The 21,455-nt window shown below is 64.0% G+C and carries 21 protein-coding genes, 1 pseudogene and 1 riboswitch; of the genes and pseudogenes, 10 read left to right on the top strand and 12 right to left on the bottom strand.

Annotated elements, in window-relative coordinates; genetic code table 11:
* Positions 1–45 precede the first annotated feature (45 nt).
* From ACODSP_RS09130 to ACODSP_RS09110, 5 genes and pseudogenes are all read right to left on the bottom strand, one after another.
* Positions 46–297: pseudogene (locus ACODSP_RS09130) on the bottom strand (type II toxin-antitoxin system TacA family antitoxin); the annotation flags it as partial.
* Between the two features lie 174 nt (positions 298–471).
* Complete coding sequence (locus ACODSP_RS09125; protein ID WP_488965297.1) at positions 472–1,311, bottom strand: hypothetical protein; 840 nt, start codon at positions 1,309–1,311, stop codon at positions 472–474.
* A 94-nt stretch (positions 1,312–1,405) separates the two neighbouring features.
* Entirely contained in the window at positions 1,406–2,833 is a 1,428-nt protein-coding gene (locus ACODSP_RS09120; RefSeq protein ID WP_488965296.1) for a homospermidine synthase, read from the bottom strand.
* 152 nt (positions 2,834–2,985) lie between these two features.
* Positions 2,986–3,534, bottom strand: a complete 549-nt coding sequence (locus ACODSP_RS09115; protein ID WP_488965295.1) for a DUF1579 family protein — start codon at positions 3,532–3,534, stop codon at positions 2,986–2,988.
* A 66-nt stretch (positions 3,535–3,600) separates the two neighbouring features.
* The gene (locus ACODSP_RS09110; protein WP_488965294.1) at positions 3,601–4,860 is read right to left on the bottom strand and encodes a type III PLP-dependent enzyme; all 1,260 of its coding nucleotides are present in this window, start codon (positions 4,858–4,860) and stop codon (positions 3,601–3,603) included.
* A gap of 471 nt (positions 4,861–5,331) precedes the next feature.
* On the opposite strand from ACODSP_RS09110, the gene ACODSP_RS09105 reads away from it, so the two are divergent.
* The 5 genes from ACODSP_RS09105 (at position 5,332) to ACODSP_RS09085 (ending at position 9,842) form a co-directional block, all read left to right on the top strand.
* Complete coding sequence (locus tag ACODSP_RS09105; protein WP_488965293.1) at positions 5,332–5,772, top strand: hypothetical protein; 441 nt, start codon at positions 5,332–5,334, stop codon at positions 5,770–5,772.
* Between the two features lie 161 nt (positions 5,773–5,933).
* Positions 5,934–6,587 (top strand): hypothetical protein, encoded by a 654-nt coding sequence (locus tag ACODSP_RS09100; RefSeq protein ID WP_488965292.1) that lies wholly within the window; start codon positions 5,934–5,936, stop codon positions 6,585–6,587.
* Between the two features lie 52 nt (positions 6,588–6,639).
* Positions 6,640–7,059: an alternative ribosome rescue aminoacyl-tRNA hydrolase ArfB gene (gene arfB, locus ACODSP_RS09095; protein WP_488965291.1), complete on the top strand. Its 420-nt coding sequence runs from the start codon at positions 6,640–6,642 to the stop codon at positions 7,057–7,059.
* Positions 7,060–7,189: 130 nt separating this feature from the next.
* Positions 7,190–8,608: a pentapeptide repeat-containing protein gene (locus ACODSP_RS09090; protein ID WP_488965290.1), complete on the top strand. Its 1,419-nt coding sequence runs from the start codon at positions 7,190–7,192 to the stop codon at positions 8,606–8,608.
* Between the two features lie 31 nt (positions 8,609–8,639).
* Positions 8,640–9,842: a BaiN/RdsA family NAD(P)/FAD-dependent oxidoreductase gene (locus ACODSP_RS09085; protein ID WP_488965289.1), complete on the top strand. Its 1,203-nt coding sequence runs from the start codon at positions 8,640–8,642 to the stop codon at positions 9,840–9,842.
* Between the two features lie 128 nt (positions 9,843–9,970).
* On the opposite strand, the gene ACODSP_RS09080 is transcribed toward ACODSP_RS09085, so the two are convergent.
* The 3 genes from ACODSP_RS09080 to thiO all read right to left on the bottom strand — a co-directional run bounded on the left by ACODSP_RS09080 (position 9,971) and on the right by thiO (position 12,104).
* Positions 9,971–10,741, bottom strand: a complete 771-nt coding sequence (locus ACODSP_RS09080) for a thiazole synthase (RefSeq protein WP_488965288.1) — start codon at positions 10,739–10,741, stop codon at positions 9,971–9,973.
* Position 10,742: 1 nt separating this feature from the next.
* The gene (thiS, locus tag ACODSP_RS09075) at positions 10,743–10,943 is read right to left on the bottom strand and encodes a sulfur carrier protein ThiS (protein ID WP_488965287.1); all 201 of its coding nucleotides are present in this window, start codon (positions 10,941–10,943) and stop codon (positions 10,743–10,745) included.
* A gap of 12 nt (positions 10,944–10,955) precedes the next feature.
* Positions 10,956–12,104: a glycine oxidase ThiO gene (gene thiO, locus ACODSP_RS09070; protein WP_488965286.1), complete on the bottom strand. Its 1,149-nt coding sequence runs from the start codon at positions 12,102–12,104 to the stop codon at positions 10,956–10,958.
* Positions 12,097–12,202: riboswitch (TPP riboswitch) on the bottom strand. Its footprint overlaps the gene before it by 8 nt.
* A 290-nt stretch (positions 12,203–12,492) precedes the next feature.
* Here thiO and def point away from each other — a divergent pair.
* Genes def through ACODSP_RS09050 form a run of 4 tightly spaced genes read left to right on the top strand, consistent with a single transcriptional unit; the run spans position 12,493 to position 15,659 of the window.
* A complete protein-coding gene (gene def / locus ACODSP_RS09065) occupies positions 12,493–12,990 on the top strand; it encodes a peptide deformylase (protein WP_102113445.1) in 498 nt (165 codons plus the stop codon).
* A gap of 32 nt (positions 12,991–13,022) precedes the next feature.
* A complete protein-coding gene (gene fmt / locus ACODSP_RS09060) occupies positions 13,023–13,949 on the top strand; it encodes a methionyl-tRNA formyltransferase (RefSeq protein ID WP_488965285.1) in 927 nt (308 codons plus the stop codon).
* Complete coding sequence (locus tag ACODSP_RS09055; protein WP_488965284.1) at positions 13,946–14,566, top strand: thiamine phosphate synthase; 621 nt, start codon at positions 13,946–13,948, stop codon at positions 14,564–14,566. The genes fmt and ACODSP_RS09055 overlap by 4 nt, the downstream gene beginning before the upstream one ends.
* A gap of 58 nt (positions 14,567–14,624) precedes the next feature.
* Positions 14,625–15,659: a COX15/CtaA family protein gene (locus ACODSP_RS09050; protein WP_488965283.1), complete on the top strand. Its 1,035-nt coding sequence runs from the start codon at positions 14,625–14,627 to the stop codon at positions 15,657–15,659.
* Here ACODSP_RS09050 and ACODSP_RS09045 read toward each other — a convergent pair whose 3' ends face one another.
* From ACODSP_RS09045 to ACODSP_RS09035, 3 genes are all read right to left on the bottom strand, one after another.
* Positions 15,660–16,046 carry a (deoxy)nucleoside triphosphate pyrophosphohydrolase gene (locus ACODSP_RS09045; protein ID WP_488965324.1) on the bottom strand — a complete coding sequence of 129 codons (387 nt, stop codon included), beginning with the start codon at positions 16,044–16,046 and terminating at the stop codon, positions 15,660–15,662. It abuts the gene before it with no gap.
* Positions 16,047–16,105: 59 nt separating this feature from the next.
* The gene (argJ, locus tag ACODSP_RS09040; RefSeq protein ID WP_488965282.1) at positions 16,106–17,344 is read right to left on the bottom strand and encodes a bifunctional glutamate N-acetyltransferase/amino-acid acetyltransferase ArgJ; all 1,239 of its coding nucleotides are present in this window, start codon (positions 17,342–17,344) and stop codon (positions 16,106–16,108) included.
* A gap of 97 nt (positions 17,345–17,441) precedes the next feature.
* On the bottom strand, positions 17,442–18,512 hold the full coding sequence (locus ACODSP_RS09035; RefSeq protein ID WP_488965281.1) for a patatin-like phospholipase family protein: 1,071 nt from the start codon (positions 18,510–18,512) through the stop codon (positions 17,442–17,444).
* A gap of 153 nt (positions 18,513–18,665) precedes the next feature.
* On the opposite strand from ACODSP_RS09035, the gene ACODSP_RS09030 reads away from it, so the two are divergent.
* Entirely contained in the window at positions 18,666–19,505 is an 840-nt protein-coding gene (locus ACODSP_RS09030) for an isopenicillin N synthase family dioxygenase (RefSeq protein WP_488965280.1), read from the top strand.
* 140 nt (positions 19,506–19,645) lie between these two features.
* Here the strand turns inward: ACODSP_RS09030 and ACODSP_RS09025 are convergent, their stop codons facing one another.
* The gene (locus ACODSP_RS09025; protein WP_488965279.1) at positions 19,646–21,445 is read right to left on the bottom strand and encodes a M3 family oligoendopeptidase; all 1,800 of its coding nucleotides are present in this window, start codon (positions 21,443–21,445) and stop codon (positions 19,646–19,648) included.
* Positions 21,446–21,455 lie beyond the last annotated feature (10 nt).

Below are 21,455 nucleotides of genomic sequence, written 5' to 3'. Positions count from 1 at the left end.
AAGTGCCCGAACCCTGCTACCGCCCGTTCATGGATACAGGCAGCGTCAGGGAAGTGGTGGGGTTTTGATGATCTTGGCGGTGCCCATGGTCCGACGATAGCGCGCCACCGTTTCCCGCAGCCGGTCGTTGGGCGGCGGCGGGTTTAACAGGGCTTCGACAAAGGCCTGACTGTCCCGCACGGACAGTTCCAGGCGCTGATGCTCCTCAATCGCCCGCCGGGCCGCATCCTGCACACTGGCTAGCACAAAATCCGTCACTGACCGCCCCTTCAACGCCACCGCCTGCTCGATCAGCCGCTTCTGCTCCGGTCCTGAGAGGTGATGGGGTACATGTAGTGCCCCTTTATGGCAAGGGCATCATGCGGCCTTTAGCCCTATAGGTCAAAGCTCAATATAGGCAGGAAAAGCAGCGATATAGAGAATGCAATCTGTCAAAGTTATAAATATTATAATAAAAACAAGTCATGAATTTTAATGAATTCCGCTCAATTCTTGGCACAGCGCCATGAATTCCGATTCACTTATTTTTGGCAACAAATCTTTTCTATATTGATATTTATATTCAGCATACCAAAATTGAGAATCGAAATTCAAAGAGGATACCTGCATTTCCAGTAACTCCTCGATCCTTTTGAGGGACTTATCAAAAGTAAAAAAGGATATTTTTTTCCAAAGCCCTGGGTCTCGTTGAATGCACATGTGTTTCCAAATATTAAACCTCATGATGGAGAAAATATCACCAAGTGCATTATGATAATCTGTGTTTTCTAATTTTGGCTTTAACACCCCACCGACGTCTTTATTACCAAAAGCTTTTGCTATGCACAGCGCTACTGTGATGTGGTTTAATGGTATTCTCAGCTTATTTGCCTGCTCCAAAATAATATCCTTAACTTTCCAGGCGTCTGTAGCCGAGAGATCTCGAACAATGAGGGGGCAAACCTCGCAAAGAAATTCATTATGAACTTGATAATTTGGCTCCCAGGGTGCCTCAGAAATCATCTTGTAGAGCGTTTCTCTCATTTCTGGATGTGAAATGGCAGAATAATCAGTGCTAGACTTATTATAAAATAAGTCGACGTTTTTACACTCATTATCTAAAATTTCATCAAGCTCACCCCTGTTGACAATTTTCCGACCAAACGATCCCTCATATAAGGACAAAATCAATGAAATACAAAAATTATGAGAATTTAATTCATTTAATTTTCCGATTTGAATCATTTTTTCTTTATCTTTAATTTCACCATTCCTAATAAATAAGCCAATCAATGACACAGCATTTCTATCGAGAATGTACAGCTCCTTCATTTTACTCTCTCGGAAATGCCACGAACCGTACAAATTTGGCTAATTAGGAGATGGTAATGGCTCCGTGGCACACTGCCGCAGAGCCACATCCCCCTCAAACCACCCGAATATTCTTAAACTGCCACGGATCGGACATGTCCACGTCCTCCACGAACAGCTTGTTCCGCCCATCCAAGGGCGTCCAGTCCGTATAAGCGCCGACCACCGGCCCCAGGTAGGGCATGCAGATATCCAGGCAGCGCTGGAAATCCATGTCGTCGGCTTCCACGATGCCGCGATCCGGGTTCTCGATGGCCCAGATCATGCCGGACAAGGCGGCGACCGTGACCTGCAGGCTGGTGGCGCTGTTGAATTCCGCCAGTTGGCGGGCCTCTGAACAGGTCAGCTGCGAGCCGAACCAGTAGGCGCCCTTTTCATGGCCGGCCAGCAGCACGCCCAGTTCGTCCACGCCGTCGATGATTTCCTTCATCAGCAGGCGCTGGGTTTCCTGCTGCACGAAATTCTTGCCGGCGAATTCGTGGATGGATTTCACGGCATCGTCGCAGGGGTGATAGGCATAGTGGCAGGTGGGGCGGTAGAGCGCCTTGCCGTCGGCGTCACGCACCGTCAGATAGTCGGGGATCGACAGCGCCTCGCTATGCGTGATCAGGAAGCCGTGGAAGGGGCCTTCCATCGGGGTCCAGGTGCGCACGCGCTGTGTCACGCCGGGGCGGTTCAGGATGATACCGGCCTGGCCGCCAAATTCATGGCGGATACCGTCGGGCGGGAACGTCGCCTCATGCGTGCCCCAGCCCAGTTCCGCCGGCTGACAGCCCTCCGAGATGAAACCGTCGATGGACCAGGTATTCACGAACTCCCCCCGCTTTTTCGGGATGGAGGAGACCTGGGTGTCGCGTTCGGCGATATGGATCACCTTCACGCCCAAATCATGCGCCAAGGCGGCCCAGGCGGCACGGTCGGCGGGCACATCGGTGACGTCGCGGCCCGTATCCTCCGCAATGTTCAGCAGGGCCTGCTTCACGAAATGCGACACCAGGCCCGGATTGGCGCCATGGGTCAGCACGGCGGTGGGCGCGTTCGTCCCCAGCTTGGACCGGAGATCCAGCGCCGTTTCGCGCAGCGCGTAGTTGGAGCGCATGGAGGGCGACAGGCTGGGGTCGGTGTAACCGCCGGGCCACGGCTCGATACAGGTGTCGAGATAGAGCGCGCCGCGTTCGGCACACAGCTCAACCAACGCCGTGGACGAGACATCCACCGACAGGTTCAGCAGGAAATCGCCCTTGGAGAGCAGGGGTTCCAGCATGGCCCGGTAATTCTGCCGGGTCAGTGGTTCCTTGACGAACTTGATGCCGAAATAGTCAGCCTCACCGTGGCCGCGCTCGTCCGCCGTGATGATGGTGATGTTCTGCCGGTCAATTTCGATATGCCGCAGAATCAGGGGCAGCACACCTTGGCCGATGCTGCCGAAGCCTACCATCACAAGACGCCCGGGAAGGGCACAATGCTTCTGATATTGGGTCATTTTCGTGGGTTCTCCGGGGCTATTACCCGCCTATGGGAGCCTCATGGCTGTGGGGTTGACGTGCTTCGCGGACTGGATGCAGGACAACAGAAAGGCACGGCCCCGCCCGAATGGATGGGACCGCGCCCGGTTGGAATTGTCACAATGCTATATCAGGCTTTGCGTTTCGTGAAGATGATGTGAACCAGTGGTATCACCTTGCCGCTCTTGGGTGCAATGGCGTCCATGTGAAATACTCGTGTCAGTCCCTGAAATTCCTCGGTGAATTGCAGCGGGATGATCTGCCCGTCGGCCTGCACCATCTCCGCCTTCCAATGCATGGTCTTTGTGGTTGCGTCGTAACGGCCACGATCGTTGCGGATGCGGAACTCATTATTATCAGACCAGATGCCGATATATTCACCGCTCTTGGGATCGTACCCCCACAGGCCCGTCCCCTGATAGGGTGTGCCATCCACGGAAAACTCGTTCAACATCCACATCCCGTCCGACCGCAGGCGGTTGACCTGCACGCCCTTGGCCTTGCCGTCCGGTTCGCCCTCCTTGCGGGCAGGGAAGGTGATGTCCGCATCCCAGGTCCCCTCCTCCATGGCCAGCACGGCCAGTTCGGCGGGCTTGGCCGGGGGTTGCTGTGCCAGGGAGGGGAATGTAGCGGTGGCAAGTATAAGGGCAGCGATCAACCCTTGTTTCAGTTGTTTCATTTGTTCATTGCCTTAATTCGTTGCAAAACTGATCACTCCCCATCCGCAATCTCTGTACAGGATGGATCAAGCCGCAACAAAGGACAATGATGACTCTGCCTGATGACCTGATGTTTTCATCAGGGGGCTGTCGGATACTTCCACCAGATGCGCATGATCGAAGCCGTTGAACTCCGTCCGCAGGGTGGCGCCATAGGCACCCAGCTGCCCGATCTCGATCCAGTCCCCTTCCCGCACGTCGGCGGGCAGCAGGAAGGGACCCTTCATGCGGTCGGCGCTGTCGCAGGTGGGCCCCCAGAAGCTGAACGGGGCCAGGGCCGCGTCGGTGCGGCGGATCAGGCGGCAGGGGAACAGGAAGCCGGGAACGCCCGCGTCGGACAGGCTGCCATAGACGCCGTCATTGATGAACAGCTCATCACTGCCCCGGCGGCGTTCCACCTGCACCACGACGGAACCGCCGGCGGCCACCAGGGCGCGGCCCGGCTCGCACCAGATGCGGGTGCTGGCCGGCAGGTTCAGCGCCGCGAGACCCGTGGCGATGGCGTCCATGTACAGGGTCAGGTCGGGCGGTTCCATGTCCGGATAGGCGACGGGGAAGCCGCCGCCGACATCCAGCACATCGATGGCAACGCCGGCGGCCCTGATCACCCGGCCCGCCAGTTCCAGGGCGCGGCCATAGGCGGCTGGTTCCAGCATCTGGCTGCCGACATGGAAGCAGAGGCCGACCCGCGCACCCACGGTCCGGGCGCGGCGCAGCAGGGTGACGGCATCATCGAACTGCGCCCCGAACTTGCCCGACAGATCATAGGCGGCCTTACCCTTGGGCATGGCAAGGCGAATGAACAGGCCCAGGTCGGCGGCATTGCCGGTAACGGCGGCGATCTTGTCCAGTTCCTCCATGCTGTCCAGCGAGAAGTCGCGGACCCCATAGTCGTTATAGGCCTTGGCGATGGCGGCGCGGTTCTTCACCGGGTGCATGTAATGGATCTGCGCATCGGCAAACATCTGCCGCACCACGCGGATTTCCGCCGGCGAGGCGCAGTCGAAATGCCGGATGCCGCCCTGGTAAAGCGCGCGCAGGAAGGCCGGGTCGGGATTGCACTTCACGGCATACAGTACGTCACCCCGGCCCTCCGTGGCCTGCCCGAACAGGTCCAGGAACCGATCCGCCGTGGCGCGCAGGGTGGCGGGGCGGATGCAGTGCATGGGTTCCGCTGGTTCCAGGCGGGCCACCATCTGATCGACGCTGGGCAGGCGGGGCGTGCTGCTGCGCGCGGCGGCGCGGCGCAGGGGGGCGACGGCGGTGCGGAAACGGACCTGGGCCATGGACGAAGCCTCCGGGGAACAATACCCCATGCCACCCAGCCTCGCCGATCAATGGGCGCAGAACAGGGCGGGAATATGAAATGATCGCGGCGGGCGGTACGGACCGGCCAGCCGGATGGAGCGGGGAAGATCGGGATCTGGTGCCGCGTCGTGATTGCCGGGTCGAACAGGACCGCAAAGCGTCAACGGACGAAGCGAACCAGCGGGGTCCTTACCGGACCATGCCTTCGCGGCGGAAAACGGCGTTCATGTGACTATCCCTCTCGGGGTACCGGCCCACGGATGACCGGTGCTGCCAAAAAGGACGCCTGACGTCGTTGCATGGCGCAAAAGGCCAGGGGCACGTGCGGGTGCGTCTTGGCGTCAGCTTATCCATGCGAATGGGCGGGGGTGCAAGGGGTTGTTGCGGCCCTGTCCGCATGGCTGGTTTCACCCCTGTGCGGGCGGGGGGATGGTGCCCATATGAGGTGCATGCGAAAGGCGTTTTCCCTCTCCGCTCTGGCTGGCCTGATGATGCTGTGCCCCCTTGCCGGGGCTCAGGAAAACCCGCTTCTGTCCCCGCCGCCCGGCCTGCCGGGATTGCCGGCCAGCCCCAGCCCGCTGGACGCCGAACGCGGCCGGGCGCAGGTGGATGGCCTGCGGGGTGGGGCCGACCTGTCGCGGCAACCCAATCCGGACCCGATGCAGCGGCGGGACGCCGATAATTTGCGCCTGGATGCCGATCAGGCACTTCGCGCGTTGCAGGACCCGTCGTCACCCGCCCCACCGGCCCCCGGCATCGAGGGACCGCCGCCCCCGCGCATCGACCCGCCCGACCCCCGCATCAGCCATGGGCGGAAGAAGGGCGCGCCGACGCCGGCCCAATCCTCCCCCGTGCCCGACCGTAAGCCTGCAACCCCGCCCGGCCCTTGACGATAGGCTCGCCTCCACCACACTCTGAAAGACCTTCCACTATCGGGGTCGGCATGCCGCTCTATCGCCCGATTCCCATTACCGCTTCGTCACAGGCCGTACCTGCTTGGACGTGCTGTTGGATGCCGTGCCGGCAGGTACAGCCTCGTGGAAACTGACTGATGCCCATCGAGTATCCCGCCCATGAACTCCAGGCCGAAAGCGAGGCATTGCGCGCAATCGTAAACGGCCTGACGGGAATGAAGGTCGAACTGGCCGACCATGTCTGGCTTGGCGACAATGCCGGACGCTCTTGGCTCATCACTGTCCATCCGCGCGATCTATGCCTCAAGTTCGAGGTGTTCTCCCTTGCCATTTCGAGCATCGAGCAGCTTCAAGCCCGCTGGCGGGAGTGGAAACCGCCCATTCTACCGACCGGAATACCAGAGCCCTTCCGATCCCAAATGTCGGTGCGCCCGCCAGAGCCGACCGCCCCTCTGGTGTTCGACAATTGGCCATTCGTAACCCGCCAAGTCGAGGTCTTGCGCCGTGTGGAGTGGATCACGGACCTTGCCGATGCGTGTCCGGCTTCCGGCGACAATCCCAATGTCCAATCGGCGACGAGACCGGGACAGAATCCACCTTCGGCGACCGCGACATGCGAGGTCGCGGTCGGCTTGCTATTTAGCGGCACGCAAGATGAACGCCTTCTGATTGCCGCTGACTGGATGCCAATGAGCCTGATTGTCACGCGCGAGGCCGGCAAGATCGATGCGTTCCTGGTTGATTGTAACCGTATCGAACTCCGCACCTACATGAGATCGCCCGGCCCTTGACGATCGGCCCCGATTGCTGTTGTTGACGGTCAGCAGCAGCGGAACCGGACCCATGATCCCCATCACCCCCCATATCGCCATTGACGAGGAGGAGCTTCAGGAAAGCTTCCTGCGCGCCGGCGGTCCGGGCGGGCAAAATGTCAACAAGGTGGAAACGGCGGTGCAACTGCGTTTCGACGTCGCCAGCTCCCCCACGCTGCCCGACTGGCTGAAACAGCGGGTACGCGGCGTGGCGGGGCGGAAGCTGACGGCGGACGGGGTTCTGGTGCTGGTGGCCCAGGCCCATCGCAGCCAGGAACGCAACCGCGAGGATGCCAAGGCGCGGCTGGTGGAAATCCTGGCCAAGGCAGCAGAACGTCAGGCGCCGCGCCGTCCCACGCGCCCCACGCTGGCGTCGAAGACCCGCCGCCTGGACGCGAAGACCACCCGGTCGGGCGTCAAGAAGATGCGCGGCAAGGTGGATATGGATTAACCCCTGTGATCTTCGCGTGACGCTCGCCTGACCTTTCGCATTACCCCTTTGCGTTATAGTCAGCCCGTGTCTTAATGCGTTTACAAGGGCCGGGATGTTTCCGGCAGGGTTTCCAGGCCACAAGACCGCGATGTCCAAATTCACCCGCACCGGCGGTTCCTCAAACGCCAATCTCAGCCGTGTGGCGATCCAGAAATCGCCCTCGCTGCTGGATGAACGGCTGGGCGTCTACCGGAACAAGATCGCGCAGAACGATCTGGACGTGATGCTGAAACAGCATCAGGCCTTTGTGGAACAGCGCGTCACCGGGGTGCGCGCGCATTTCAAGCTGTGCGAACTGTCCAACCTGGACCTGTCGGGCTCCGTGCTGGCCTCTGCCGATTTCACGGGTGCCAAGCTGCACAACACCCTGATGCGTGGGGCCGACCTGCGCATGACCAATTTCTATGCCGCCGATCTGGCCGAAGCCGATCTGATGCATGCGGACCTGACGGCGGCCGACATGCGCGGGGCCATCCTGCGCGGCGCGGTGATGATCAGCTGCAACCTGACCTCCGCCGATTTCCGCAACGGCACCCTGGCGCTGGCCCGCAACGGGGAGCTGGTGTCGGTGCAGAATAGCGCAGAAGCCGACCTGTCCAAGGCCGTGATCATGCGCGCCACCCTGTCCAAGGCGCGGCTGTCGGACAGTTTTGTCATGCAGACCGACCTGCGCGATGCCGATCTGCGCGGGTCGATCCTGGTGAAGGCCAACCTGTCGGACAGCAACCTGACGGGATGCGACCTGACCAGTTGCGACCTGACGGAAGCCAATCTGGAAGGCGCCAATCTGGAAGGCGCCATCATGACAGGCGCCATCCTGCGCCATGCCAACCTGAAGGGCGCCAACCTGATCGGTGCCATCCTGGACGGGGTGGACCTGACCCTGGCCAATGTTGAGGATATCAAGACTGTCGAGCAATTGGCCGGGATGGAGGAAGACCTGGCCACCATGCTGACAGCGCACGCCAAATGGATCGAAACCAATGGCGGGGCCGGCAAGCAGCTGGACCTGTCGGGCAAGGATCTGACGGGCATGGACCTGTCGCGCATGACCCTGTCGGCAGGCATTTTCCGGGGTGCCGTGCTGCGCAATGCCAACCTGTCACGTTCCGCCCTGCTGATGGCCGATCTGTCATCGGCGGATCTGCGTGGGGCCAACCTGCGCAACGCCAACATGCGCGGGTCACGGATGATCCGATCCATGCTGGTGGGCGCGGATATGACGGGGGTGCTGGCCTCGCCCATCAATATCCAGGGCCATGACTGGCAGACCAACATGGAACGGGCACGCCTGGGTAAGGCCGTGCTGGTCGGGGCCGACCTGACGGGCGCCAATCTGACGGGGGCCGACCTGCGTCAGGCCCAGATCCGCAATGTCAGCATCAAGGGCGCCGACCTGACCGACGCCAACCTGACCAATGCCGACCTGCGCGGCGTGGATTTTGCCAAATGCAAACTGGCCAACACCAAGGGCCTGCCCGACGTTGATCTGGAAGGGGAGGATTGATCCCCCGCCTGTTCCCTGGTAACGCACCAGCATGGATACGCATCACGACATCATCATCGCCGGCGGCGGGGCCGCAGGGCTTTACGCCGCCATCTTTGCCGGGCGGCGCGGGCGGCGCGTTCTGGTGCTGGACCATGCGGAGAAGGTGGGGAAGAAGATCCTGATCTCCGGCGGGGGACGGTGCAATTTCACCAATCTCGATGCCAAGCCCGACCGGTACCTGTCGGGCAACCCGCATTTCGCCATCTCCGCCCTGAAACGCCACACGCAGCATGATTTCATCGCCCTGGTCGACCGGCACGGCATCGGCTGGCACGAGAAGAAGCTGGGGCAACTGTTCTGTGACGATGGGGCGCCACGCATCCTGGGCATGCTGCTGGATGAATGCGCCGATGCCGGCGTGACCATCCGCACCGCATGCCGGATTGATGAGGTCACGCCCATTGATGGCGGCGGGTTCAGTGTGGCGACCAGCCATGGCCCCTTCACCGCCGACAGCTTCATCCTGGCCACGGGCGGTCCCTCCATCCCCAAGATGGGGGCCACCGATTTCGCCTTCCGTCTGGCGCGCAAATGGGGGCTGAATATTGTGGAGCCGCGCCCGGCCCTGGTGCCTCTGACCTTTGCGCCTGTCGATCTGGACAAGCTGAAGGACCTGTCGGGCGTACCGCTGGAGGCATCGGTTTCCTGCGGCAAGGGCCGGTTCCGCGAAGCGCTGCTGATTACCCATCGCGGCCTGTCGGGGCCGTCAATCCTGCAAATCTCCTCCTACTGGCGGGAGACGCAGGGGGTACGCATTGACCTGTCACCCGATCTGGCCCTGGCCGAGCATCTGAAAGGCCTGAAGAAGACACGCCACAAGGCGGAGCTGAAGACCATCCTGGGCGAAATCCTGCCCCGCCGCTTTGCCGAGCGGTTGTTTGAGGTGGCGCTGATCGGCCCTGCGCCCCTGGTCAACCGACCCATGGCCGACATCAAGGATGCCGACCTGATGGCGGTGTCCAGCGCCCTGCACGCCTGGACGGTGCTGCCGGACGGGACGGAAGGCTACCGCACAGCGGAGGTGACGCTGGGCGGGGTGGACACCGCCGAACTGTCATCCAAGACCATGGAAGCCAAGAAAGTCCCCGGCCTGTTCGTGGTGGGAGAGGCCGTGGACGTCACCGGCTGGCTGGGCGGCTATAATTTCCAATGGGCCTGGTCCAGCGGCCATGCGGCGGGGATGGCGGCGTAGGGGCCGTGACACGGAGTTTCCGCGGATTACGGCTACGCCTAATCCGCGCTACGAAAATGCTCGCAACCAGATATCAGCGTAGTGCGGATTAGCGTCAGCGTAATCCGCGGAAACCCGGCAGGGGACCATCACGTCCCAATCAACCCCAGTTCCGGGCTTGATGCCTCTGCACGCAGACGCTTGGGGATGCGGCCCGCCAGACGGGCCATGCGGCCCCCTTCCACCCCGGCCCGCATGGCCGCCGCCATCATCACGGGATCGGTACTTTTCGACACGGCGGTATTCAGCAACACGGCATCGCAGCCCAGTTCCATGGCCAGTGCCGCATCGCTGGCGGTGCCGATACCGGCATCCAGGACCACGGGAACCGCGCTGTTCCGGCAGATCGTCTCGATATTGTACGGGTTCAGGATGCCCAGGCCTGTGCCGATGGGGGCACCCAGCGGCATGACGGCGGCACAGCCGACATCGGCCAGCCGGCGGCAGATGATGGGATCATCGGTGCAATAGGGCAGGACCACGAACCCGTCACGCACCAGCTCATCCGCCGCGCGCAAAAGCTGCTCCACGTCAGGATACAGCGTCTCGCGGTCGCCGATCAGTTCCAGCTTGATCCAGTTGGTGTCCATGGCCTCCCGCGCCAGCTGCGCGGTCAGCACGGCATCCTTGACCGTGGAACAGCCGGCGGTATTGGGCAGCAGCCAGACCTTACCCGCCACCAGATCCAGCAAGCCTTCGCCATATCCGGTCAGGTCGGCGCGGCGCACGGAGACGGTGAGGATTTCAGCGCCGGACGCCGCCAGACTGTCCAGGAACACCTGCTGGTTGGGATAACCGGCAGAGCCCAGGAACAGGCGCGACCGGAAGCTCTTGCCCGCGATCTTCAGCGGATCATTCATCTCAACCACCTTGCAGAACCTTGACGATTTCCACCCGGTCGCCGGGGGAGAGGATGGTATCGGCCCAGCGCCCGCGCGGAACCACAGTATCGTTGAGGGCCACGGCAATGCCGCGCGTGGCCGGATCAATCCCTTCCACCGCCATCACGGCGGTCAGGGCGTAATTGTCCGGTTCCAGGTTCTTGCCATTGACGCTGATCATCAGCTCCACCCCTTACGCGGCCCGCGCCGCATCGAAACGGCCAGCCCCAAACGGGGCGATATGCGGATCGACACGCCCGGTCAAGACCAGACAGGATATGGCATCCGCCGTGAGGGGGGCCAGCAGGATGCCGTTGCGGTGGTGCCCCGTGGCCAGCACCAACCCCTCCAGCCCCGCCGCCGGCCCCAGGATGGGCGCATCATCGCGGCAGCCGGGCCGGTGGCCCACCCACATCTCTTTGACCGGCAGTTCCTCCACCCCCGGCAGGGCGCGCCAGGCCGCATCCAGCAGGGCCAGAACCCCGCCCGCCGTCATCTGCGCGTCAAACCCCTTTTCCTCTGTCGTGGCCCCGATGATCAGGGTGCCGTCGGCGCGCGGCACCAGATAGCATTTGGGCGCCCAGACCACATGCGACAACAGCGGGTTGGCGGGGTCCATGGCGAGCGACATCATCTGCCCCTTCACGGGCCGCACCGGCGGCGGGCTGGCCTGTCCGGGGACAAGGCGCGACCAGGCACCCGCCGCCAGGACTACCGTATCGGCGGCCACACTGCGGTCACCCAGGACCACGCCCGTCACCCGCCCGCCCTGCACATCCAGACCCGTGACATCCACACCCTCATGCAGGCGCGCGCCGGTCATTTCCAGGGCCACGCGCAGGGCCGCAGCGGCCAGCCGGTTATCGACCTGCCCATCCTTGGCGCTGAATATGCAGGCGGCGGTACGCGGGTTCAGGAAGGGTTCCTTCTCCTTGGCCGCCGCCCCCGACAGCCAGACGAGGTCCAGGCCCAACCCGCGCTGAAACTCATAGTTCGAGCGCAGCAGCTCCACCTCGTCCCGGGTGCTGGCCACGACCAGCGTGCCCTCGCTGCGCAGGCCGACTTGCATACCGGTCAGCGCCTCCAGCTCTGCGGCGAAACCCGGCCAACGGGCTTGGCTTTCCAGGCACAGCGGCAGCAGGCGCTGCTCGCCCGGTTCCGCCTCCACCCCGGCCGCCAGCATGCCGGCGGCGGCGCGGGTCGCCCCCTGGCCCGCACTGGCCCGGTCGAAGATATCGACCGATGCCCCGGCCTGGGCCAGCCGCCAGCCGATGGCCATGCCGATGATGCCGCCGCCGATGATGGCGACGCGCGGTCTGTCGGGTCTGTGCAGCAAACTCATTTCCGCCTTCTCCCTTCGCCGGCATGACCCGGATCAGGTTCGATGGGTGTGATCTCAGCCGCATGGCGATAATGCATGCGGCACCCCAGGGTCCATGCGCTATGTCATGGGCCTGTCACGTCCGGAATGCAAGGGGACGCGCGCTGACATACCAATCTCCCTCATGCGCCGGGCGCTGCCATACGGCAGCTTGGCTCGCGGCGCACGAGCGCCGGGCTGGCGGTCGCCAGCCTCCAATCTGCCAAGGGTCAAACCCTCGGCAGATTGGTATCAGTTTCACCCGCCGGTCCGCCCCGCCGGGATCGCGCTTGACCATTGGCGGCGCTGGGCATATTTGCCCCATGGGGACAGTCCCGTCCCGCCCCTTTTCTGCCCGGACCCCGCACCCATGTCGCTGCTGCCCATCCTCACCATCCCCGACACCCGCCTGAAGGCGAAGTGCAAGCCCTTGACCAATGTCGATGGCCGCGTGGCGACGCTGATGGATGACATGCTGGAGACCATGTACAAGGCGCCGGGCATCGGTCTGGCGGCCCCACAGATCGGGTTGCTTGAGCGGGTCATCGTCGTGGACGTGTCGGAAAACCGCAGCGACGCGCTGGCCATGGTCAACCCGGAACTGATTTGGACCTCTGACGAACAGGCCATCACCCAGGAAGGCTGCCTGTCCATTCCGGAGATTTATGCCGAGGTGACGCGGCCCAAGATGGTGCGCGTGCGCTATGTCGACCGGGGCGGCGAGGTGCGGGAAATGGATGCCGACGGCCTGCTGGCCACCTGCATCCAGCACGAGATCGACCATCTGAACGGCGTGCTGTTCATCGACCACCTCTCGTCGCTGAAGCGCAACATGCTGCTGCGCAAATACAACAAGGCGAAGAAGTAACGCTTCCGCCCACCCCTTCTGAAAGGTGCCCCATGCCGCTGCGTCTCGCCTTCATGGGCACGCCGGATTTTTCCGTCTCCATCCTGGATGCGCTGGTGGCCGCCGGGCATGAGGTGGTGTGCGTCTACAGCCAGCCGCCGCGTCCCGCGGGGCGGGGGCAGCAATTGCAGGCCAGTCCCGTGCATCGCCGCGCCGAGGCGCTGGGCATTCCCGTCCGCACGCCCAAAAGCCTGCGCAAGGCAGAGGAACAGGCGGAGTTCGCAGCGCTCAACCTGGATTGCGCCATCGTCGCGGCCTATGGCCTGATCCTGCCGCAGGCCATTCTCGATGCGCCACGCCTGGGCTGCGTCAATGTCCATGCCAGCCTGCTGCCGCGCTGGCGCGGGGCGGCCCCTATCCAGCGGTCGATCCTGGCCGGCGATGCGGAAACCGGCGTCACCATCATGCAGATGGATGCCGGCTTGGATACCGGTGCCATGCTGCTGAAAGACCGGCTGCCCATAACGGCGCGGATGAATGCCGCCGACCTGCATGACGCGCTGGCCGAGATGGGCGCGCGGTTGATGGTGGCCGCCCTGCCCGGCATTGCCGATGGCAGCCTGCCCCCGGTGGCGCAGCCGGTAGAGGGCGTGACCTATGCCGCCAAACTGTCTAAGGATGAGGGACGGCTGGACCTGACCCGGTCCGCCCCCGAACTGGACCGGCAGGTGCGCGGCCTCACCCCCTGGCCCGGCACCTGGATCGATCTGGCCAATGGCGAGAAGCTGAAGGTGCTGGAGGCACAGGCGGTCGATGGGGCGGGCGAACCCGGCACCCTGCTGGACACCGGCCCGACCCTGGCCTGTGGCGAGGGGGCGCTGCGTCTGATCCGGGTGCAGCGGCCGGGCAAGGGGCCGGTGGATGGTGCCGCCTTCCTGCGCGGCTACGCCCACCAGATCGGCGGAAAGCTGACGGCGTGAGGCTGCTGCCCGACCCACCCCTGCTGCTGATCACCGACCGGCATCAGGCGGGTGGCGATCTGGCGTCGGTGGTGGCCGCCTGTGTGGCCGCCGGGTGCCGCTGGGTCAGCCTGCGGGAAAAGGACCTGCCGCGCGACCATCAATCCGCCCTGCTGATGCGGCTGCGGCCTGTCCTGGCGCAGGTCGGTGGCGTGTTGACCATCCATGGCGATATGGCGCTGGGCAGCCTGTGTGACGGGGTGCATCTGCCGGATGGCGGGGATATCATCACGGCACGGGCCCTGCTGGGACCGGATGCCCTGATCGGCGCCTCCTGCCATGACCGGGATGCTGTGGCGGCGGCGGCGCGCGACGGGGCGGATTATGCCACGCTCAGCCCCATTTTCCTGACCCCATCCAAGCCGGGCTATGGCCCGGCCTTGGGGCCGGCAGTGCTGTCCGGCCTGCCCCTGCCCACCCTGGCGCTGGGCGGGGTCGATGGCGGGAATGCCGGGGCCTGTATCGGTGCCGGGGCGGCAGGCGTCGCGGTGATGGGGACGGTCATGCGCGATCCGGCATCGGTGGGGCCGATCCTGTCCGCCCTGGCTGCGACGCGGGGCCGCAAGCCCGGCATTTGACCAGCGGGCCGTATCGACCCCATATCACCCCATCTTTTCATTCACCGAACGGCCTGTCATGACCGCCGCCCCTCCCGTACCCGGCCATCGCGCCGTCGCCAACTGGCTGCTGGCCTGTGCCGGCATGGTTTTTGTCATGGCCATCATCGGTGCCATCACCCGCCTGACGGAAAGCGGCCTGTCCATCACCGAATGGAAGCCCATCACGGGCGCCCTACCGCCGCTGAACGAGGCGCAGTGGTTGGCGGAGTTCGAAAAGTACAAGCAGATCCCCGAATATCAGGTCCTGAACCAGGGGATGAGCCTGGATGAGTTCAAGCAGATCTTCTTCTGGGAATGGTTCCACCGCCTGTGGGGCCGCTTGATCGGCGTGGTCTTCGCGGTGCCGCTGGTCTGGTTCGCTGTGAAGGGCATGGTGACAAGGTCCATGCTGCCCAAACTGGTGGGCCTGTTCCTGCTGGGCGGGCTGCAGGGTTTCATCGGCTGGTTCATGGTGCAGTCGGGCCTGTCCGTGCGCACCGATGTAAGCCATTACCGGCTGGCCATGCATCTGTCGATGGCCCTGATCCTCTACGCCCTGCTGATCCAGGCGGGCCTGGGCCTGCGCCATCCCGGTGCCGCCCACCGCCCTGACCGTGCCGGCCTGCGCCGCCATGGCTGGGCCGCCATGCTGCTGGTGTCCATCACGGTCGTGTGGGGGGCCTTTGTGGCCGGGCTGGATGCCGGCTTCGCCTATAATACCTGGCCGCTGATGAATGGGGAGTTTGCCCCGCCGGAGGTCTGGAACCTGTCGCCGGCCTGGCTGAACTTCCTGGAAAATACCGCCATGGTGCAGTTCACGCACCGCTGGCTGGCCATCGCCACCGCCGCCACCGTCCTGTCCTATGCCTGGCGCGTGGGACAGCGGGCCGATTTGCCGGAGGTGGCGAAGCGGTCGGCGCTGTGGCTGTCGCTGGGCATTGGCGGGCAGGTGGTGCTGGGTATCACCACCCTGCTGCATGCCGTGCCGGTGGCCCTGGGTTCCGCCCACCAGGGGGGTGCCCTGGTGGTCATCGCCCTGCTGATCCGGTCGATCCACACCCTGCGACGATGATTAGAGCAGGTCCCGCAGGATCGGGATCAGCGGAATATCCGCCGGCGGCATCGGGTAATCGGCCATACGCACCGGCTTGACCCAGGCCAGCTGCTGCCCCTCCATCGGGGTCGGCGTCCCCTTCCACACGCGTGCCGCATAAAGCGGCATCAGCAGGTGGAACGTCTCATAGGTGTGGCTGGCGAAGGCGATGGGGGCGAGGCAGCTTTCCGCCGTATCGATCCCCAACTCCTCCTTCAATTCCCGCACCAGGGCCGCTTCCGGCGTCTCGCCCTCATCGACCTTACCGCCGGGAAATTCCCACAGGCCCGCCATGGATTTGCCGGGCGGACGCTGCGCCAGCAGCACGCGCCCGTCGGCATCGACCAGGGCGACGGCGGCCACCAGGACAGTGCGGACCGGCCCTGTCCGGGCCGGCTCCTGCCAGCAGGGTGTGTCGCCGCCGCTCACGACCGGTAGCTGCCATTGATGTCGATATAGCCGTGGGTCAGGTCGCAGGTCCACACCGTGGCGTTGCCGGAGCCCAGGCCGATATCAACCTCCATCAGGATTTCCTGGCCCTTCATGTGGGCGACGACAGGCGTCTCGTCATAGCCAGGAACCTCCATCCCGTTGGCGCAGATCTGTACGCCGCCGACGGAGATGACCAGAAGGTCGCGGTCGGCGCGTTCGCCCGAGCGGCCCACGGCGGCCACGATACGGCCCCAGTTGGCATCCTCACCGGCCACGGCGGTCTTCACCAGCGGTGAATTGGCGACCGTCAGGGCGATGCGCTTGGCGGCGGCATCGCTGTCGGCACCGGTGACGCGGATTTCCACGAACTTGGTCGCCCCCTCACCATCGCGCACGATCTGCTGCGCCAGGTCCAGGCAGACGGCGTCCACGGCCTTGGCAAAGGCCGCCAGACGCGGATCGTCATTCGCCTCGATGGCCCCATGCCCGGCCTTGCGCGTGGCGCACAGAACCAACGTGTCAGAGGTCGAGGTGTCGCCATCCACCGTGATGGAATTGAAGCTGCGGTCGGTGGCCGACGACAGCACGGCCTGCAACGGGGCATGGGCGATATTGGCGTCGGTGAAGACATAGGCCAGCATCGTCGCCATGTCGGGCGCGATCATGCCGCTGCCCTTGGCGAAGCCGGCCACCGTCACCGTCACGCCGTCGATGGTGACCGTGGCCGAGGCCCCCTTGGGGAAGGTGTCGGTGGTCATGATGGCGCGCGCCGCCACCTCCCACGCCTCACCCTCCGCCGGAGCCAGCTTGGTGAAGGCTTCGGGCAGGGACTTGGCAATCAGGTCGGCGGCCATCGGCTGCCCGATGACGCCGGTGGAGGCGGGGAACACTTCCGATGCCTTGCAGCCCAGCAGGGCGACGGTGGCGTCGATGGTGGCGTCCACGAATGCTTCGCCGGCCTTGCCGGTGAAGGCATTGGAATTACCGGCATTGACGACCAGGGCGCGCACAGCCCCACCAGCCAGATGGGCGCGGCAACGATGGATGGGGGCCGATGCCGTCAGCGACCGGGTCAGGACGGCGGCCACGCTGGAGCCTTCATCCAGCACCGCCACCATCACGTCGTTGCGCGGCGTCTTGTACCGGATGCCGGCGCGGTGCCCGGCCAGACGCACGCCGGCGATGGGCGGCAGCGACGGGAAGGAAGCGGGGGCGAGCGGCGAGACGGCCATGGGTGCGGGCTCCGACTGGAGGGGAGTAAGGTTCGCGCATGAAGCCGATGCAGGGGCCGGCGGTCAAGTGCCGGTTCGATGACACTGGTCCGGCGCGTCAGGGGAGGAGCGGTTCCAGCAGGTCCGGCACCCGGTCCTTTTCCACCGCTTCACGCCAGCAATCGGCCAGCCGGTCCGTCTCCGCCACCGCCGTGCGCCAGTATTTCTGCCGCGTAGCGGTATCCATGCGGCGGAAATCGCCACGATCGGGGATCTTGCCGAAGGGCAGCGCCTGGGCAAACGCCACCGACGGGCACAGGACCAGCATGCGTGACAAATTGGCGACGCGCGGCCAGCGCCAGGGCAGCGTCTTGTCGAACCAGCCCGGCACGATGCGGTGGGAGAAATGCGGATAGAGGACAAGGCCCGGCGGCGTGAAGCCCATATCCAGATGGTAATCCATGATGCCGCCATCCAGATACAGGCCGGGCCGTGCCCCCACCATATCCGCCACCCCGTCGAACACGAAGGGCACGGCAGACGATGCCAGCAGGGCCGGCACCAGATTGGCGGGCGACAGGGCCACGGCCTGGGTCGGGAATTCCGCCTTCAGGTCGAAGGGCGGCGCGTCGCGGCCATCATGCAGGACGGTGCGTTCGAAAAAGGCCGGCAGGGTCCGGCGGCTGACCAGATTGGCAAGGCCGGCGGCACCCAATCCCAGGCCCAGCCCCACCTTGCCCGCACCGGGCCGTATTGGCCCCCGGCCCCGCACCGCCAGGATCGATTGCCGCATGAAGGGATGGGCCAGTACATGGCCGATCCCGTCGGCCCCGAAGATCACATCCAGGAAGTCCCGGCAATGGGCGGTCAGTTCGGCGGCAGTTACCGGCCCATCCACGGCATAGTCCAGATAACAGGCCTCAAACCGCTTGCAGGCGGCCACCGGGTCGGGTTGGGCCAGACAGGCAAAGCGCCAAGTGCCGATGGAACTGCCCACCATGTGCAGGGGGCGCTCCCGCTTCTGGAACCAGCGTCCGAACAGGGCCTGGTCCAGCCTTGTCAGGGCCAGCCATTTCGCCCCGCCGCTGGCCCCGGCCACCACATCGAACAGATCCTCATGCAACCCGTCACGGCGGATGCGGGCCATGGCCTCTGAACCGGCCAGGAAACGCAGGGGCGTGGGACGCATCGGGGGCCGCCGCATGGTTAAGGTGTCTATCGCGCCGCAACATATTCAGTGCGCGACATTCCGGCAAGGGGCCGCCTATTGACGCGGGGCGTGGCAACGTGATGATAGGAACCAAGCCATACGCATAACCGTTAGCCCCAAGGCAACAGACCCATGTTCAACATCGCCACCGTGGATTACCGGGCGCCCGACGCAGCAGAGCAGTTCGTCACCTCGCTGCGCGAGACCGGCTTTGCCGTCCTGCGCAATCACAGCATCGATACCGCCCTGATCCAGGACCTGTACAAGGTCTGGTCCGGCTTCTTCGCCTGGGACGGCAAGCACGAGTACAAATTCGACCCGGAAACCCAGGACGGCTATTTCCCCTTCAAGTCAGAAAACGCCAAGGACAACGCCGTCAAGGACTTGAAGGAATTCTACCATGTCTATCCGGGTCGCCGCCTGCCGCCGCAGGTGAAGGACGCGACCGACCGGATGTATGCCGACCTGTCTGCCATGGGCCTGACCTTGCTGAACTGGATCCAGGACACTGTGCCCGAGGATCTGCGCAACAGCTTCAAGCAGCCGCTGCCCAACATGATGGATGGGTCCACCAGCACGCTGTTCCGCGTCCTGCACTACCCGCCCATCGGCGAGGGGTATGAGCCGGGGGCCGTGCGCGCCGCCGCGCATGAGGATATCAACCTGATCACCCTGCTGGTGACGGGCAGCGAGCCGGGGCTGCAGGCCCAGGACACCGCCGGCAACTGGCATGACGTGCCGTGCGATGCCGGGATGATCGCCGTCAATGCCGGCGACATGCTGAAACTGGCGTCGGGCGGGTATTTCCCGGCGACGACCCACCGCGTGGTGAACCCGCCGCCGGAGCACAACGTCTCCCGCTATTCCATGCCGCTGTTCCTGCACCCCCGCCCCGACGCGCCCCTGTCGGACGCGCTGACGGCGGGTCAGTATCTGGATCAGCGCCTGCGCGAGATCGGGTTGAAGAAGTAAGCGGGTGAGCCGGGGGTCCGCGGATTACGGCTTCGCCTAATCCGCGCTACGATTGCTCCACGATTGGACGAGCAAATTGCGTAGCGCGGATTGGCGAAGCGTAATCCACGGAAACTCGGCCCGAGGGGAGTACTCCCCTCTCACAGCCCCTCCAACTCCGTAATGAAGCTGTCCAGCAGGCCCAGGCCCTTGTTCCAGAAGGACGGGTCGGTCAGGTTCAGGCCGAACGGGGCCAGCAGGTCGGTATGGTGGAGCGTGCCCGCCGCCGACAGCATTTCCATATATTTGTCCGCGAACTCCGCCCCCTGGCCCTTGGCCGCCGCCTCCTGATAGGCCGCATAGAGGCTGTTCACCAGACAGTCGCCGAAGGCATAGGCGTAGACATAGAAGGGCGAGTGGACGAAATGGCCGATATAGGTCCAGTAAGGCCGGTAGCTGTCTTCCCAGCGGAAGGCCGGACCCAGGCTTTCGGTCTGCACCTCCATCCAGATATCGGCGATCCGCTCGGCTGACAGCTCACCCTCGCGCCGCTCCGAGTGCAGCTTGCGCTCGAACTGATAAAACGCGATCTGGCGGACGACGGTGTTGATCATATCCTCCACCTTGCCGGCCAGCAGCGCCATGCGCTTCTTCGGATCGGTGGTGGCGTCCAGCAGGCCACGGAAGGTCAGCATCTCCCCGAACACCGACGCGGTTTCGGCCAAGGTCAGCGGGGTTGAAGCCTGCAAATGCCCCTGTTCGCGGCACAGATACTGATGAACGCCATGGCCCAGCTCATGCGCCAGGGTCATCACATCGCGCGTGCGGCCCATATAGTTCAGCAGCAGATAGGGATGGGCCGAGGGCACCACCGGGTGCGCGAAGGCACCGGGGTTCTTGCCGGGGCGCGGCGGCACATCGATCCAGGGATTGTCGAAGAAGTGCTGCCCGATCTCCGCCATGCGCGGGCTGAAGCGGGCATAGGCGTCGCGCACAATGCGCTTGGCTTCGTTCCACGGGATTTTCTGATCATCATCGCCGGGCAGCGGCGCGTTGCGGTCCCAATAGTCCAGCTTATCCTGACCGAACCACTTGGCCTTCAGCGCATAATAGCGGTGGGACAGGCGGGGGTAGGCGGCGCGCACCGAGGATAGCAGCGCGTCCACCACCTCATCCTCCACCTGATTGGCCAGGTTGCGGGATGACCAGGGGTTGGCGTAGCTGCGCCAGCGATCCTCGATCTCCTTGTCCTTGATCAGGGTGTTCATGATGTGGGCGAAGGTGCGCTGGTTCTTCCCCAGCACCTCCCCCAGCACTTGGGCCGCTTCCCGGCGGACACCGGCATCGGTGGAGGAAAGCAGGTTGAGGGCCTGGGCCGACGTCAGTTCCTCCCCCCGGATGGGGAAGCGCAGGTCGGCCAGATGTTCATCGAACAGCCGGGTCCAGGCCGCACGGCCCGCCACGTACTTCTCATGCAGCAGCTTTTCCAGCTCGTCCGAAAGCTGATGCGGGCGGAAGATGCGGGTATCGCGCAGGAAGGGACGGTAGGCGGCCAGGACCGGGCTGGCCAGCTTGGCCTCCAGCGCCGCATCCTCCAGCCGGTTGATCTCCAGCGTGAAGAACAGCAGATGGACGGAAATGCCCGTCACCCGCTCGCTCATCCCCTGGTAGAAGCGGCCAATATTGGGATCGGCCATGTTGGAGGCATAGAGCAGGCCCGCGAAGGACATGACCTTCGACAGAACCTCATCCAGCTTCTCATAATCGGCGATGGAATGGGCCAGTTCAGCCCCGCTCAACCCCGCCAGCTTGCCCTGGTACCGTTCGGCAAAGGCGGCGGCATCGGCATCCGCCTGGGTCAGGTCGGCGGCCAGTGCCGGGCAGTCAGGGCCGGCATACAGGTCGGTCAGGTCCCAGGCGGGCAATTCGCCCAGGTCGGCATGGTTCAGGCTGTCGGGCACGATACCCCTC

It is taken from the genome of Niveispirillum sp. FG156 (assembly GCF_057809555.1).
The sequence above is the reverse complement of the archived record's forward strand: the minus strand, read 5'-3'. Positions and strand labels throughout refer to the sequence as shown.

Coding starts and splice junctions, on each gene's coding strand:
- ACODSP_RS09125 (WP_488965297.1), bottom strand. CDS start 1,311: ATGAAGGAGCTGTACATTCTCGATAGAAATGCTGTGTCATTGATTGGC.
- ACODSP_RS09120 (WP_488965296.1), bottom strand. CDS start 2,833: ATGACCCAATATCAGAAGCATTGTGCCCTTCCCGGGCGTCTTGTGATG.
- ACODSP_RS09115 (WP_488965295.1), bottom strand. CDS start 3,534: ATGAAACAACTGAAACAAGGGTTGATCGCTGCCCTTATACTTGCCACC.
- ACODSP_RS09110 (WP_488965294.1), bottom strand. CDS start 4,860: ATGGCCCAGGTCCGTTTCCGCACCGCCGTCGCCCCCCTGCGCCGCGCC.
- ACODSP_RS09105 (WP_488965293.1), top strand. CDS start 5,332: ATGCGAAAGGCGTTTTCCCTCTCCGCTCTGGCTGGCCTGATGATGCTG.
- ACODSP_RS09100 (WP_488965292.1), top strand. CDS start 5,934: ATGCCCATCGAGTATCCCGCCCATGAACTCCAGGCCGAAAGCGAGGCA.
- arfB (WP_488965291.1), top strand. CDS start 6,640: ATGATCCCCATCACCCCCCATATCGCCATTGACGAGGAGGAGCTTCAG.
- ACODSP_RS09090 (WP_488965290.1), top strand. CDS start 7,190: ATGTCCAAATTCACCCGCACCGGCGGTTCCTCAAACGCCAATCTCAGC.
- ACODSP_RS09085 (WP_488965289.1), top strand. CDS start 8,640: ATGGATACGCATCACGACATCATCATCGCCGGCGGCGGGGCCGCAGGG.
- ACODSP_RS09080 (WP_488965288.1), bottom strand. CDS start 10,741: ATGAATGATCCGCTGAAGATCGCGGGCAAGAGCTTCCGGTCGCGCCTG.
- thiS (WP_488965287.1), bottom strand. CDS start 10,943: ATGATCAGCGTCAATGGCAAGAACCTGGAACCGGACAATTACGCCCTG.
- thiO (WP_488965286.1), bottom strand. CDS start 12,104: ATGAGTTTGCTGCACAGACCCGACAGACCGCGCGTCGCCATCATCGGC.
- def (WP_102113445.1), top strand. CDS start 12,493: ATGTCGCTGCTGCCCATCCTCACCATCCCCGACACCCGCCTGAAGGCG.
- fmt (WP_488965285.1), top strand. CDS start 13,023: ATGCCGCTGCGTCTCGCCTTCATGGGCACGCCGGATTTTTCCGTCTCC.
- ACODSP_RS09050 (WP_488965283.1), top strand. CDS start 14,625: ATGACCGCCGCCCCTCCCGTACCCGGCCATCGCGCCGTCGCCAACTGG.
- argJ (WP_488965282.1), bottom strand. CDS start 17,344: ATGGCCGTCTCGCCGCTCGCCCCCGCTTCCTTCCCGTCGCTGCCGCCC.
- ACODSP_RS09035 (WP_488965281.1), bottom strand. CDS start 18,512: ATGCGTCCCACGCCCCTGCGTTTCCTGGCCGGTTCAGAGGCCATGGCC.
- ACODSP_RS09030 (WP_488965280.1), top strand. CDS start 18,666: ATGTTCAACATCGCCACCGTGGATTACCGGGCGCCCGACGCAGCAGAG.